At 53.9% G+C, this 14,927-nt stretch carries 12 protein-coding genes; 8 read left to right on the top strand and 4 right to left on the bottom strand.

Annotated elements, in window-relative coordinates; translation table 11 throughout:
• Positions 1 to 93: 93 nt before the first annotated feature.
• Positions 94 to 588 carry a leucine-responsive transcriptional regulator Lrp gene (gene lrp / locus ACFQW4_RS06125; RefSeq protein ID WP_006118610.1) on the bottom strand — a complete coding sequence of 165 codons (495 nt, stop codon included), beginning with the start codon at positions 586 to 588 and terminating at the stop codon, positions 94 to 96.
• A 521-nt stretch (positions 589 to 1,109) separates the two neighbouring features.
• Between lrp and trxB the strand changes: the two genes are divergently transcribed.
• The 5 genes from trxB to infA all read left to right on the top strand — a co-directional run bounded on the left by trxB (position 1,110) and on the right by infA (position 7,011).
• A complete protein-coding gene (gene trxB, locus ACFQW4_RS06120; protein ID WP_061717155.1) occupies positions 1,110 to 2,075 on the top strand; it encodes a thioredoxin-disulfide reductase in 966 nt (321 codons plus the stop codon).
• Between the two features lie 145 nt (positions 2,076 to 2,220).
• Positions 2,221 to 3,990, top strand: a complete 1,770-nt coding sequence (gene cydD / locus ACFQW4_RS06115) for a cysteine/glutathione ABC transporter permease/ATP-binding protein CydD (RefSeq protein WP_377724370.1) — start codon at positions 2,221 to 2,223, stop codon at positions 3,988 to 3,990.
• Complete coding sequence (cydC, locus tag ACFQW4_RS06110; protein ID WP_377724368.1) at positions 3,990 to 5,720, top strand: cysteine/glutathione ABC transporter ATP-binding protein/permease CydC; 1,731 nt, start codon at positions 3,990 to 3,992, stop codon at positions 5,718 to 5,720. Before cydD ends, cydC begins: the two co-directional genes overlap by 1 nt.
• A gap of 33 nt (positions 5,721 to 5,753) precedes the next feature.
• Positions 5,754 to 6,446 (top strand): leucyl/phenylalanyl-tRNA--protein transferase, encoded by a 693-nt coding sequence (gene aat, locus ACFQW4_RS06105; RefSeq protein ID WP_101760971.1) that lies wholly within the window; start codon positions 5,754 to 5,756, stop codon positions 6,444 to 6,446.
• Between the two features lie 346 nt (positions 6,447 to 6,792).
• The gene (gene infA / locus ACFQW4_RS06100; RefSeq protein ID WP_002211347.1) at positions 6,793 to 7,011 is read left to right on the top strand and encodes a translation initiation factor IF-1; all 219 of its coding nucleotides are present in this window, start codon (positions 6,793 to 6,795) and stop codon (positions 7,009 to 7,011) included.
• Positions 7,012 to 7,101: 90 nt separating this feature from the next.
• Here infA and clpA read toward each other — a convergent pair whose 3' ends face one another.
• Together clpA and clpS are read right to left on the bottom strand one after the other, a co-directional pair.
• Positions 7,102 to 9,381 carry an ATP-dependent Clp protease ATP-binding subunit ClpA gene (gene clpA / locus ACFQW4_RS06095; protein ID WP_064740732.1) on the bottom strand — a complete coding sequence of 760 codons (2,280 nt, stop codon included), beginning with the start codon at positions 9,379 to 9,381 and terminating at the stop codon, positions 7,102 to 7,104.
• Between the two features lie 55 nt (positions 9,382 to 9,436).
• On the bottom strand, positions 9,437 to 9,757 hold the full coding sequence (clpS, locus tag ACFQW4_RS06090) for an ATP-dependent Clp protease adapter ClpS (protein ID WP_007887621.1): 321 nt from the start codon (positions 9,755 to 9,757) through the stop codon (positions 9,437 to 9,439).
• A gap of 323 nt (positions 9,758 to 10,080) precedes the next feature.
• On the opposite strand from clpS, the gene cspD reads away from it, so the two are divergent.
• Positions 10,081 to 10,308, top strand: a complete 228-nt coding sequence (gene cspD, locus ACFQW4_RS06085) for a cold shock-like protein CspD (protein WP_007887624.1) — start codon at positions 10,081 to 10,083, stop codon at positions 10,306 to 10,308.
• A gap of 92 nt (positions 10,309 to 10,400) precedes the next feature.
• Here cspD and ACFQW4_RS06080 read toward each other — a convergent pair whose 3' ends face one another.
• On the bottom strand, positions 10,401 to 12,041 hold the full coding sequence (locus ACFQW4_RS06080; protein ID WP_377724694.1) for a DUF2813 domain-containing protein: 1,641 nt from the start codon (positions 12,039 to 12,041) through the stop codon (positions 10,401 to 10,403).
• Positions 12,042 to 12,178: 137 nt separating this feature from the next.
• Between ACFQW4_RS06080 and ACFQW4_RS06075 the strand changes: the two genes are divergently transcribed.
• Positions 12,179 to 13,075, top strand: coding sequence for a lysine exporter LysO family protein (locus tag ACFQW4_RS06075; protein ID WP_137385480.1), 897 nt, complete (start codon positions 12,179 to 12,181; stop codon positions 13,073 to 13,075).
• A 103-nt stretch (positions 13,076 to 13,178) separates the two neighbouring features.
• Complete coding sequence (poxB, locus tag ACFQW4_RS06070; RefSeq protein ID WP_192234431.1) at positions 13,179 to 14,900, top strand: ubiquinone-dependent pyruvate dehydrogenase; 1,722 nt, start codon at positions 13,179 to 13,181, stop codon at positions 14,898 to 14,900.
• The last annotated feature ends 27 nt before the right edge of the window (positions 14,901 to 14,927 follow it).

Genomic DNA, 14,927 nt, shown 5'->3' with positions numbered 1-14,927 from the left:
AAGAAGGCAACAACGTCGGGCATGCCCGACGCTGGTCCTGTATGAATTCACAGGAGTGTACCGAAATCCTGCAAGCTTTGCACCTGCCCTGCACTACCGGGTTTTAATCACCAGACGATTGCTCTGTTTGACCTCTTCCATCACCACGTAAGTACGGGTGTCGTTTACGCCCGGCAGACGCAGCAAGGTCTCACCCAGTAGTTTACGATAAGCGGACATATCCGGTACGCGGGTTTTCAGCAGGTAGTCAAAATCACCGGAAACGAGGTGACATTCTTGAGTTTCCTCAAGTTTTTGCACGGCGGCGTTAAATTGTTCAAACACATCTGGCGCACCACGATTCAGAGTAATCTCAACGAAAACCAGCAGTGAAGCATCCAGATAATGCGGGTTGAGCTGCGCGGTGTAGCCCAGAATGAAGCCTTGACGCTCGAGGCGGCGCACGCGCTCAAGACATGGAGTTGGCGATAATCCAACACGTTTGGAAAGCTCGACATTAGAAATTCGACCGTCTTTCTGCAGTTCATTCAGAATATTTCTGTCGATACGATCTAAATCTTTTCCGGGGCGTTTCTTATTGTCTACCATTATTATTGTCTCTCTTAATTCCTTCCCTTTACCTGCCACACCCTGAAAACGCTCATTGTTCAGGGCCTTACTGAAGTGAAGACCATAAGCCTGTGCAGTAACGCGTCCATCCGTATGACGCATGTTGTCTGTCCACATCATGCGTCACTACCAATGTCAGGCTGAGTTTATTCGGCTAAAAAGCCCAAAACAGAAATGAAATTCTGTTTTGAATCGCTAAATATTCTCTGCTTCTCCCAATGTTTTCGCAAAAGCGCAGGCGATTGTCAAAGTAAAACATCCAAATTCAGTACAAGATGCCAGATAGAGTTCTGGGTTGCTGTTTTTAAATGAGAATTTTTATGCTGCTGCACCACTAATTGCCGAGCATTGCCCCCTTTTGGCGCAACGCGCGTGCAAAACTTGCACTCATCGTCTACGCCGCTCGCAGTGATTGTTAACAAAATTGCTGGAGCCTTTTTTTGCGGCGTTAATTTCCCTACAATCAAAAACTATGTTGTCAGAAAAAAATTGAGGAACGCATGAGTACGGCCAAACACAGTAAGCTGCTCATTCTGGGCTCCGGCCCTGCCGGTTATACTGCTGCGGTATATGCAGCGCGCGCTAACCTGAATCCGGTGTTAATTACCGGACTGGAGAAAGGAGGTCAGCTCACCACCACCACCGAAGTGGAGAACTGGCCAGGCGATGCAAACGATCTGACCGGTCCAGCGTTGATGGAGCGCATGCAGGAGCATGCCGAGAAATTCAACACCGAGATCATTTTTGACCACATTCATACCGTCGATTTGCAGAACCGTCCGTTCCGTCTGGTCGGCGACAGCGGTGAATACACTGCTGATGCGTTGATCATCGCCACTGGCGCATCGGCACGTTATCTCGGATTGCCATCAGAAGAAGCGTTCAAAGGCAAAGGCGTCTCTGCTTGTGCGACCTGCGACGGCTTCTTCTACCGCAATCAGAAAGTTGCCGTCATTGGTGGCGGTAACACTGCCGTTGAAGAAGCGCTTTATCTGGCTAATATTGCTGCAGAAGTGCATCTGATTCACCGTCGCGACAGTTTCCGCGCTGAGAAAATCCTTATTGACCGTCTGATGGAAAAAGTGCGCAATGGCAACATCGTGCTGCACACCGACCGCACGCTGGATGAAGTGGTTGGCGATCAAATGGGCGTGACGGGCTTGAAACTGCTGTCTACCAAAGGTGAAGCGGCTGAATCACTGGACGTCGCTGGTTTGTTTGTCGCCATCGGCCACAGTCCAAATACCGCAATTTTTGATGGTCAGCTGGATTTGGAAAATGGCTACATCAAAGTGCAGTCTGGTCTGCACGGCAACGCCACGCAAACCAGCATCCCAGGCGTGTTCGCTGCCGGCGATGTGATGGATCATATTTATCGCCAGGCAATTACCTCTGCCGGTACCGGCTGTATGGCGGCGTTGGATGCGGAACGCTTCCTCGATGGACTGGTTAAAAACGATAAGTAAGTTGTTAATAACCTGATCATAATCGCTAAAAGGCGGCCAGTTTTGGTCGCCTTTTTTGTTACCTGCGTGCTACAGTTCACGCGCCCGATATTGCTGGGTTTTCATCCGGGATTTACATCTCTTTTGAGTTACCAAACGGCATCGCATGAACAAATCACGGCAACAAGAACTTCTCCGCTGGCTCCGTCAGCAACGTCATCACGGTGCGCGCAACTTACGTGCGGCTTCGCTGCTGGGTTTTGCTGGCGCATTGGTCATTATCGCCCAAGCCTGGTTACTGGCTTCGCTGCTGCAAAATCTGCTTGTCGCACAGCAACCGCGCGCATCACTGCTCACCGATTTTCTGTTGCTGCTGCTGTGCTTTGTTTTGCGCGCCGGATTGCATTACGCCCGCGAAATGGCAGGACATCGCGCCGGCGTTGCCATTCGCCGTGCGCTGCGTCAGCAGGTTCTGGATCGACTCAATGTGCTCGGTCCCGCCTGGATTCAAGGTAAGCCAGCAGGCAGTTGGGCTACGCTGCTGCTCGAACAAATCGAAGAGATGCAGGAATACTACGCGCGGTATCTGCCTCAGATGTCGCTGGCACTCTTTATTCCGTTAGCCATATTGATCGCCATTTTTCCAATTAACTGGGCGGCGGGATTGATTCTGCTGGTCACCGCGCCACTGATTCCCCTATTTATGGCGATGGTTGGCATGGGCGCTGCAGATGCCAATCGCCGCAACTTTGTTGCTCTCGCCCGGCTAAGTGGTGATTTTTACGATCGTCTGCGTGGACGTGAAACGCTGCGCCTGTTCTATCGCGCTGCGGCAGAGCAAGAAGCAATTGCCGCCAGCACCACCGATTTTCGGCAACGTACCATGGAAGTATTACGCCTGGCGTTTCTCTCATCTGCCGTGCTGGAATTTTTTGCCTCACTGGCGATTGCTGTCGTCGCGGTCTATTTCGGTTTTTCTTATCTCGGCGAACTGAATTTTGGTCATTACAGCACCGGCGTAACGCTGTTTGCTGGTTTCCTGGCACTTATTCTGGCGCCTGAATTTTTCCAGCCGTTGCGCGACTTAGGCACCTTTTATCACGCCAAAGCGCAAGCGATTGGCGGAGCTGATGCGCTGGACCAGTTTCTACGCGAAAGTCCCGATCCACACGAAGAGCATGCTTCTCGCGAGCTTTCTCTCACTACACCGCTGCATATTCAGGCTCAGAATTTGGTGGTCATGACTGCTGGCGCTGAAGCGCTCTCTCAATCGCTCAATTTCACTCTCGATACTGGTAAACGTGTAGCGCTGGTAGGACAAAGCGGTGCAGGCAAAACCGCGCTGATGAACGTCTTGCTGGGTTTCCTGCCTTATCAAGGTTCACTGCAGGTTAATGGGCAGGAGCTGCGTGATATCAACCGCGATAGCTGGCAACAATATATTGCCTGGGTTGGCCAAAATCCGCATTTACCCGCGCAAACGCTACGCGAAAACCTGCTGCTTAATAGCCCCATTAATGACGCGACGCTCATGTCGGTTCTGCAGCGCGCGGGCGTTGACGAGTTTTTAGATCGTCTGCCAAACGGATTAGATACTCTTTTAGGCGATGGCGGCGTGGGGCTTTCCGTCGGTCAGGCGCAGCGTATTGCCGTGGCGCGTGCGCTGCTTAAACCGGCACAACTGCTATTGCTTGATGAGCCCGGTTCTGGGCTGGATAGCCAAAGTGAGCAACATGTTATCCGCGCACTGCAGCAGGCGGCCACCCAGCAAACCACGCTAATGATCACGCATCAACTCAACGAGCTCGCTAGCTGGGATGAAGTGTGGGTGATGCAGGCCGGGCAACTGGTGCAACAAGGTCCCTGGCAGCAGCTGATTGAACAAGATGGACCTTTGCGTGAAATGGCGCAGCATCGTCGGAAGGAGATCGCATAATGAATAATTTATTGCCTTTCCTGCGTCTGTTTAGCCGTCATCCATGGCGTTTGGGACTTGGCATCATTCTCGCCATTATCACTTTGCTTGCCAGTATCGGATTGCTGACTTTATCCGGCTGGTTCCTTGCCGCCTCTTCGCTGGCGGGCGTAGCGGGACTTTATACGTTCAACTATATGTTGCCCGCTGCCGGCGTGCGAGGCGCGGCGATCACGCGCACGGCTGCACGTTATTTTGAGCGCCTCGTGAGCCACGATGCCACCTTCCGCGTGCTGCAACATTTGCGCGTATTCACCTTCAGCAAAGTCATCGCCCTATCGCCGGAACAGCTGGCTCGTTTTCGTCATGGCGAATTGCTCAACCGTTTTGTCAGCGACGTGGATACACTCGATCATCTTTACCTGCGCGTGATCTCGCCGTTGATCGGTGCTGCGGTGGTGATTGTGGTGGTCACCTGCGGTTTGGCGCTGCTGGATGTACCGTTAGCTTTGCTGCTCGGCGGTATGATGCTTTTGACGCTGTTGCTCATGCCGCCGCTGTTCTGGCGGCTTGGCACTTCAGCCGGACACCAAATCGCCCAGCATCAGGCCCGCTGGCGCATGCAGTTGACGCACTGGATTACTGGCCTGTCTGAGCTGAAAATTTATGGTGCAGCACAACAGTGGCGCGACCAACTTGATAGCGATGAACAGAAGTGGCAACAGGCGCAACGCAGACAACATTGCCTGCAGGCGCTGGCGCAAAGTCTGTTGCTGGTCATCAGCGGCGCGACGGTTACGCTGTTGCTATGGATTTCCGCGAATGGCGTGGGTGGAAACAGTTCGCCGGGCGCATTGATCGCGCTGTTTGTGTTCTGCGGACTGGCGGCGTTTGAAGCGCTGGCCCCGGTTGCCGGAGCGTTTCTGCCGCTGTCGCAGGTGACCAGCGCCGCTAAGCGGGTACAGGAAATCATTGAACAGCCCGCCGCGATCCGTTTTCCCAGCGCAAAAATCAGTAGCCCATCAGGTATCAGCCTGAAAATGGAAAACATCCGCTTCAGCTATCCGCAGCGCCCCGAACCGGTGTTGCAGCATTTTTCCCTATCGTTAAATGCAGGTGAGCATCTGGCGCTGCTCGGTCCAACCGGCTGCGGCAAATCCAGTCTGCTGTCGCTGATTACCCGCGGTTGGGAAGCGCAGCAAGGTTCAATTAGCCTCAACGATAGCGATCTTGCCGCCTGGGATGAAGCTTCATTGCGTAGCCGCATTAGCGTGGTAACACAGCGCGTGCATCTGTTCAGCCAAACGCTGCGCGACAATCTCCTGCTGGCAAAACCCGATGCCAGCGATGAGCAACTGGAAGACGCGTTGAGTAAGGTGGGTCTGGCCCATCTCGCCGAACACAACGAAGGATTGAATGCGTGGATGGGCGACGGCGGTCGACCGTTGTCCGGCGGCGAACTGCGTCGTCTGGCGATAGCACGTGCCCTGCTGCATGATGGCGATTTGTGGCTGCTGGATGAACCTACCGAAGGTTTGGATGCCAGCACCGAGCAGCAAATTCTGGCGTTATTGCAACACGTCACCCGCGGCAAAACGCTGATTATGGTAACGCATCGCTTAAGTGGTTTAGACGCCATGGACCGCATTTGCGTTATGGATCAGGGACAAATTATCGAATCCGGTTCGCACGCCGAATTAATCTCAAAAGCAGGCCGCTACTGGCGTTTCCATCAGCGCTTTACGCTATAGTCTTAGCCAACAGCCCTGAGTGTGATTGATGCAATGAGACTGATACAGCTTTCACGAGATTCATTAAATTTCCCACCACCGGAAATGGCGCTGCGTGAGCCCAATGGATTATTGGCGATGGGCGGCGATCTCTCCCCTGCCCGCCTGATGAATGCTTATCAGCGAGGCATTTTTCCGTGGTTTTCTCCTGGCGATCCGATTCTCTGGTGGTCGCCGGATCCCCGCGCGGTCATGCTGCCAGAATCTTTCCATCTCAGCCGCAGTATGGCGCGCTTCCATAAGCGCTCACCGTATCGCGTCACCATGAATCATGCGTTTCCGCAGGTGCTGGAAGGCTGCGCCAGCGGCCGTCAGGAAGGGACATGGATCACTTTCGAAGTGAAACGTGCGTGGTTGCGGTTGTACGAACTGGGCCATGCACATTCGATTGAAGTCTGGTGCGAACAGCAACTGGTCGGCGGGATGTATGGCCTGGCGCTGGGGCAAATTTTTTGCGGTGAATCGATGTTCAGCCGTCAGGAAAATGCCTCGAAAACCGCGCTCTGGGTGTTCGCACAACATTTTCTGGCGCATCAGGGCCGGCTGATTGATTGTCAGGTGCTGAATCCGCATACCGCTTCCCTCGGTGCGGTGGAAATTCCTCGCGTTGATTATCTGCAGTACGTGCAAACGCTGGCGTGGCAACCGGTTTCCGAGAGTTGCTGGCACACACAAACCCTTTTTTGACATCGCTCACCGATGTTTTGCACACAATTCCCGACAAAAGTGATACAATAAGCGAGTTTGGTATGTCGTCCGCGCTTCGCTGTGGCGAGCCGGAATTGCCAGGTTGGGAATCTCACACATTTCCCGAAGCTGTTTTGATTGTGCAACTGATGCCGATTGCTACAGATTCTTAGCCCGCTAATCCCCCGCAGACGTCAAAAAACACCCTAATTTATCCGTACTGCACGCGCAACGGCGCGATGCACGGCGAAGCGTTGGCAAAATCATCAACGGTTCTTTACATAAATCATGGAATTCGGCATTATCTTGCCGGTTCAACAGTTTGGTAGTACACCCAGAGGATTCGATGGCCAAAGAAGACAATATTGAAATGCAAGGTACCGTACTGGATACGTTACCGAACACCATGTTCCGCGTAGAGCTTGAAAACGGGCACGTGGTTACCGCTCATATCTCCGGTAAAATGCGCAAAAACTATATCCGCATCCTGACGGGCGACAAAGTGACTGTCGAGTTGACCCCGTACGACCTGAGCAAAGGCCGCATTGTCTTCCGTAGTCGCTAAGTAGATATTTCTATCTCGCGCTGATGGCACAAACTTAGCGCAAAAAAAAGGCCGGATTCGCATCCGGCCTTTTTCATATCTGCAAAACGCTTAGTGTACAGTACCTTCGGTTTTACGTTTTTCCGCACTCAGGAAGTGGTAAGTCAGCTGGTTTTTATCTTTATCCAGCGCTACTGATACCGATCCACCATCAACCAGCGAACCAAACAGCAGTTCATTCGCCAACGGTTTCTTCAGATTTTCCTGTACGGCACGTGCCATCGGACGCGCACCCATCGCTTTATCGTAGCCTTTATCAGCCAGCCAATCGCGCGCATCATCGCTAACTTCCAGCGATACGCCCTTCGCATCCAGCTGAGCCTGCAACTCGACGATAAACTTATCCACTACCTGATGAATCACTTCCTGAGACAGGTGACGGAACCAGATAATGTTGTCGAGACGGTTACGGAACTCTGGGGTGAAGATCTTTTTGATCTCTTCCATCGCGTCAGTACTGTTGTCCTGATGAATCAGGCCAATCGACTTACGTTCAGTCTCACGCACACCGGCATTGGTGGTCATCACCAGCACCACATTGCGGAAATCTGCTTTACGGCCGTTGTTATCGGTCAGCATACCGTTGTCCATTACCTGCAGCAGCAGATTGAAGACATCCGGGTGCGCTTTCTCGATCTCATCCAGCAGCACCACAGCGTGCGGATGTTTAATCACCGCATCCGTCAGCAAACCGCCCTGATCGAAGCCAACGTAGCCCGGAGGCGCACCAATCAAACGGCTGACGGTGTGACGCTCCATATATTCGGACATATCAAAACGCAGCAGCTCGATACCCAGCGCTTTTGCCAGTTGGACGGTAACCTCTGTTTTACCGACACCGGTTGGGCCCGCAAACAGGAAGGAACCGACCGGTTTACGATCCTGGCCCAAACCTGCACGGCTCATTTTGATCGCTTCAGTCAGTGCTTCAATCGCATTATCCTGACCAAACACCAGCATCTTCAGACGATCGCCGAGATTTTTCAGCGTATCACGATCGGTTTGTGACACGCTCTGCTCAGGAATACGCGCAATACGTGCCACCACCGTTTCAATATCCGAAACGTTAACGGTTTTCTTACGCTTGCTGACGGGCACCAGACGCGCACGCGCACCGGCTTCGTCAATCACGTCAATCGCTTTATCCGGCAGATGACGATCATTGATGTACTTCACCGCCAGCTCCACCGCCGCGCGCACCGCTTTGGCGGTATAACGCACGTCATGGTGCGCTTCGTACTTCGGTTTCAAGCCGTTAAGAATTTGCACGGTCTCTTCCACAGAAGGCTCGGTGATATCGATCTTCTGGAAACGACGCGCCAGCGCACGATCTTTCTCAAAAATGTTGCTGAATTCCTGATAGGTCGTTGAACCCATCACGCGAATTTTGCCGCTGGAGAGCAACGGTTTGATCAGATTCGCCGCATCAACCTGACCACCCGATGCCGCACCGGCACCGATAATGGTATGAATTTCATCAATAAACAGGATGCTGTTACTGTCCTGCTCCAGCTGTTTCAGCAGCGCTTTGAAGCGTTTTTCAAAATCACCACGGTATTTGGTACCCGCCAGCAGCGAACCGATGTCGAGTGAATAGATGGTGCACTCTTTCATCACTTCCGGTACGTCGCCCTGCACAATGCGCCAGGCAAGCCCTTCGGCAATCGCGGTTTTACCCACGCCCGATTCCCCCACTAGCAGCGGGTTATTCTTACGACGACGGCATAACACCTGAACAGTACGTTCCAGCTCTTTATCGCGGCCGATCAGCGGATCGATTCCGCCGACACGAGCAAGCTGATTAAGATTGGTGGTGAAGTTTTCCATACGATCCTCCCCGCCTGCTTGCTCTTCGTTAACCGGATTCTCCGCATTGTTCTGCGGCTGGCCCGGTTCGTCTTTACGCGTACCATGGGAGATGAAGTTCACCACATCGAGACGGCTCACTTCGTGTTTGCGCAGCAGATAAGCCGCTTGCGACTCCTGCTCGCTGAAAATCGCGACCAGCACGTTCGCGCCTGCGACTTCACTGCGACCGGAGGACTGGACGTGGAATACCGCGCGCTGCAGCACACGCTGGAAGCTGAGCGTAGGTTGGGTATCGCGCTCCTCTTCACTGGCAGGCAGCACCGGCGTGGTTTGTTCGATGAAGGCTTCGAGTTCCTGACGCAGAGCCACGATATCCACCGAACAGGCTTCCAGTGCCTCTCTGGCCGACGGGTTACTGAGCAATGCCAGCAACAGATGCTCGACGGTCATAAACTCATGACGGTGCTCGCGCGCTCTGGCGAAAGCCATATTTAAACTGAGTTCCAGTTCTTGATTGAGCATTTGGCACCTCCCCCAATTATCGCTCTGACAACCTATCTCCTATATGGAGATGGCTTCAGGCTTTTTCTAGCGTACACAGCAACGGATGTTCATTATCTCGTGCGTAATTGTTCACCTGGGCTACTTTGGTCTCCGCCACTTCTGCAGTGAATACACCACAGATTGCTTTTCCATGGTAGTGAACTTTCAACATCAGCTGCGTTGCACGTTCAATATCATAAGAAAAGAACTTTTGCAGAACGTCAATAACAAATTCCATAGGTGTATAATCGTCATTATTCAGAATGACTTTATACATTGAAGGCGGCTTTAACCCTTCGCGTACTTTATCTTCGGCTAGATGTTCAAAATTAAGCCAGTCGTTTGTGTTTGCCATAATGTTCCGTCGAAATTCTGCGTTACGGTTGTGCACATCTCTGCGCCCATTCCTAAAGTTTAACATGCCTGTCAAGCCGGTTTTCAGTTGATAAAAACTGGCCCTAAAAGCACATGCGCGACCTGTATCACAAAATTTGCAATAGCGTTAACTGCCTCAAATTTTGATGAATTTATCCCCGTCCGCCAGGGCCGTTTGCTTGACGATAAGGTCCGTTTCTCTACATTCTACTAACACAAGCTGATTGAGTTTTAAACAAACTCGACTCACAGCTTCAATGACCTCACCTACTTATCAAAATGTCTTGCGAGGGAAGTAAAAGCATGGAGACGGGTACAGTAAAATGGTTCAATAACGCCAAAGGCTTCGGGTTTATCTGTCCGATTAGCGGCGGCGACGATATCTTCGCACACTACTCCACGATTCAGATGGAGGGATACAGAACGCTGAAAGCTGGCCAGCAGGTTCAGTTTGATGTCCATGAAGGACCAAAAGGCAATCATGCCAGCCTGATCGTGCCCTGTGAAGCCACGCAAGCCGCGGTCGCTTAACGCGCATGCTGTTTCACGTATTCTGACCACTCCCGAAAAAAAATGCCAGCCGCAGACGCTGGCATTTTTATTTGGCGCATCTCACCCTTTCCTCAATCCGCCCGGCCGCGAGCCAACCACATCACGCGCGCAAACAGCTGATCCAGCAACGGCGGAATCGCCTGTGGCCCGCGTTCAGCCGCAGCCATCGCGACGGCAATCGCCAGCTCAGGTTTCGAGCTGTGCTGAATGGCTTTACTAATAATACGCCGCGTGTTCATCGGCGCGTTTAACGGCAGGTGCGCCGTCTGGTAATAAACATCGCTGAACCCCTGCTTAAAGAGAAAATGTTCGATATCCGGTGCCGGAAACTGCGTGAGATGATCGCTTTCCCGTGCCGCCGACGGCAGCTGGCTGCGGGCAGTCGCCGCATATTTGCTGCCCGCCTGGTCGCCGTCGGTCAGCACATGCCAGGCGATGCCCATGCGTTGGGCGAACTTCAGCAGCGGTTTCAAGCCCGATTGCGCAAACTCAATGACTTTCACTCCTTCCGCCGCGAAGTGATAGCCACGCTGCCGCGCCAGTTCATTGATAATCCACACTTCGGTCTCGCCTTCCACCAGCAGCCAGCAGCGGGCAAACAGCGCCGAAGGACGATTCACGCGGATGTGGAAACCGATACGGCGACTCTCTTCAGCACTTAAACCTTCAGGCCCAATGCGCCATGCCGCCACCCGCGTGGATTCACGCACCAGCCGACACATATTTTCCAGTGGCACCTGCGATAGCAGTTCACCCGAGTTGGTGGTGGCGATTTTTTGTAGCGGCATCAGTTCCAGTAAATTCCACGCCACCGACAGCATAATGGGATGCAGCCGCGTCTCCGGATCTTCCACCAGCAGCAGCGGATGCGCACCCGCCGGCAGCGGCTCGTTGCCGTGCGCCTGAATCAACAGCGAGAACATGCGCAGCAGAATCACCTGACGACTGCGTGATTCAGTGCCGGCAATCAGGTGATTAAGTTTATCCAGCGATCGCCAGCCTTCGCTGCCATCGCGAACTTCCGGTGCCACGCGCGGCGCGCTGCTGCCTGACTGCTGCACCAGAAAATAGTGTTCCAGCAGCTGCTGCATAGTATGCAATCCCTGACGCAGCAGATCGTCGCTGAGCGTTTGCGGACGCACCACCAAATCGCGCGTCAGCTTTTCCACTTCCTGCGCCAATGCCGTCAGCGTCGTCTCGCGGCGCTCCGCATCGCTGTCAGCATGGCGGTTACGACGGCCAAAACGCGCATCGCGTAAACGCAATACCGGATAATAAGCGCGCAGATGTGCCAACGCTGCGTCAGTGCCTGCCGCTGGCAACACATCGTTATGCTGATCGATGAAACGCCAGCTGGTTTTTACACCCTGATCCTGACGTTTAGCACGCGTGCTGAAACGGATATAGCGGCCATGCTCATCGTGCTGCCAGAAAGGCTGAAACAACGCATTCTCATCATCGCTCTGGGCACGAAAACGAAATACCAGCTGCAACTGGCGCATGCGGGCATCAATGTCGCCGGGCGGGAAGTGAAAGTCGTGTTCGGTAAACTGATAAGGCTCGGCGGCGGGCGCCAGCAACAGCGTCAATGCATCGAGCAGGCTCGATTTACCCCAGGCATTTTCCCCAATCAATACATTGGTGTTGGTCAACGGCAATGACAGCCGATTAATACCGCGAAAACCGTGAATATCGATATGTTCCAGAATCATCATACATTCCATCTGCTACTTTGCCTGAGCATGGTCCGCCACGCTGCGTTGGTCAAGTCAGCGCCAGGGGAAAAGGTTTACACTTCAACCGTTTTTCGCTAGCGTGGCAGCCCGCAAATCATGGATAGAAACCTCACATGTACGGATTGATTATCATCCTTTTGCCGCTGATTTTCGGCTATCTGCTGCCGCTGCGCCACACCACGCTTTTACAGGCGGTTGCCCGCACGCTGAGCGCGCTGGTCTACATCATTCTGTTCTTTATGGGCACCAGCCTGGCATTCCTCGATAACCTGAGCAGCAATTTGCTGGCCATTTTCCACATCGCGCTGGTGAGCATGCTGAGCATTCTTGCCTGCTCGCTACTGGCGCTGTGGCTGCTGGAGCGACGCTGGCCTTGGCGTCATCAGCACAAGCCACAAGCGCTGCCGTCGCGTCTGCATATGGCGCTGGAGTCGCTCAAGCTGTGCGGTTCGGTGCTGGCGGGCTTTCTGCTCGGTTTGAGTCAATGGGCGCCGCTGCGTAACGCCTCGACCATCAGTGAATACGCCTTGATGCTGATGCTATTGCTGGTCGGTATTCAGCTGCGCAGCAGCGGCATGACGCTGCGTCAAATCACCATCAACCGTCGCGGCATGCTGGTGGCGCTGGTATCGCTGTGCAGTGCGCTGGTGGGCGGCGTAATGGCCGCGCTGCTGCTGGATCTGCCGATCAAAACCGGCCTGGCGTTAGCCAGCGGTTTCGGCTGGTATTCGCTCTCCGGCATTCTGATGAGCGAATCGTTCGGCCCGGTGATAGGCAGCGCCGCCTTCTTCAACGACCTGCTGCGTGAGCTGATCACCATTATGCTGATCCCGCTGCTGATAACCCGTCAACGCAGCATGACGCTGGGCTTGAGCGGCGCAACCTCGATGGATTTCACGCTGCCAATCCTGCAACGCACCGGCGGCCTGGAGATCGTGCCCGCTGCGATTGTGCACGGTTTTATTATGAGTTTGCTGGCGCCAATCCTTATCGCCCTGTTCTCGGCATAACGCATTTTTTCACGCCTGCACGCCAGCTTCATCGTCTACGCTTTCTGACTGACACGTTTTCGCCATCGGCATGGATGGCTCAACACCAGAAAGGAGCATAACGATGAAGCAAACTGTGGCGGCAATGCTGGCAAAAACTTTGGAAAACGCCGGCGTGAAACGTATTTGGGGCGTCACCGGTGACTCTCTCAACGGGCTGAGCGACAGCCTGAATCGCATGGGCACCATCGAATGGATGCCGACGCGCCATGAAGAAGTGGCGGCCTTCGCGGCTGGCGCTGAAGCACAAATCAGCGGCGAATTGGCGGTATGCGCCGGTTCCTGTGGACCGGGCAACCTGCATCTCATCAACGGCTTGTTTGATTGCCACCGCAATCACGTTCCGGTTTTGGCCATCGCCGCCCACATTCCTTCCAGCGAAATTGGTAGCGGCTATTTTCAGGAAACCCACCCACAAGAATTATTCCGCGAATGCAGCCACTATTGCGAGCTGGTTTCCAATCCGGAGCAGCTGCCGCAGGTGCTGGGCATTGCGATGCGTAAAGCGATTCTCAATCGTGGCGTATCAGTGATTGTGATCCCCGGGGACGTGGCGTTGCAGCCGGCCCCGGAAAGCGCACGCAGCGAATGGTATCCGCCGCAGTTGCCGCACGTGGTGCCAACCGCCCGCGAAGTGGCCGCGTTAGCTGAAACGCTGAATGCAGCGAAAAATATCACCCTGCTGTGCGGTAGCGGTTGCGCTGGCGCGCATGACGAAGTGGTGAAGCTGGCAGAAACGCTGAAAGCGCCGATTGTGCACGCGATGCGCGGTAAAGAGCACATCGAATATGATAACCCTTACGATGTCGGCATGACCGGATTGATTGGCTTCTCTTCTGGTTTCCACGCCATGATGAATGCCGATACCTTAGTGCTGTTGGGGACGCAATTCCCCTATCGCGCCTTCTATCCGGCCGATGCCAAAATCATTCAGATCGACATCAATCCGGGCAGCCTTGGCTCACACAGCCATGTGGATATGGCGCTGGTGGGTGACATCAAAACCACCTTGCATGCGCTGCAGCCGCAGCTCACCAGCAAAACCGATCGTCAGCATTTGGACAAAGCGCTGGAGCATTATGTCGATGCGCGCAAAGGGCTGGACGAACTGGCCACCGCTAACGATAAGCTGGCGATTCACCCGCAATATCTGGCCCAGCAAATCAGCGAATACGCCGATGATGACGCCATCTTTACCTGCGACGTCGGCACGCCAACCGTGTGGGCAGCGCGCTATCTAAAGATGAACGGCAAACGTCGTTTGATCGGCTCGTTCAATCACGGTTCGATGGCCAACGCCATGCCGCAGGCGTTGGGCGCGCAGTCGCTGGACAAGCAGCGTCAGGTGGTGGCGCTGTGTGGCGACGGCGGTTTTAGCATGTTGATGGGCGATTTCATTTCGGTGGCGCAGCTCAAGCTGCCGGTGAAACTGGTGATCTTCAATAACAGCGTGCTGGGCTTTGTGGCGATGGAGATGAAAGCCGGTGGCTATCTGACCGACGGCACCGACCTCGAAAACCCGGATTTCGCCGCCATCGCCGCCGCCTGCGGCATCAAAGGCATTCGCGTCGAGAAAGCCTCCGATCTTAACGGCGCGCTGCAGGAAGCCTTTGCGCACGATGGCCCGGTGTTGCTTGACGTGATTACCGCCAAAGAAGAGTTGTCGATGCCGCCGCAGATTAAAGCCGAGCAGGCCAAAGGTTTCAGCCTCTACATGATGCGTGCCATTCTGAATGGACGCGGTGATGAGATCGTGGAGCTGGCGAAAACCAACTGGCTGAGGTAAAACAATTCAGGCCAGACATGATGATAA

It is taken from the genome of Pantoea sp. GCM10028869 (genome assembly GCF_042666835.1).
Lineage (GTDB): Bacteria > Pseudomonadota > Gammaproteobacteria > Enterobacterales > Enterobacteriaceae > Pantoea > Pantoea leporis.
Note: the sequence above shows the minus strand (reverse complement) of the source record. Positions and strands in the feature narration are given on the sequence as shown.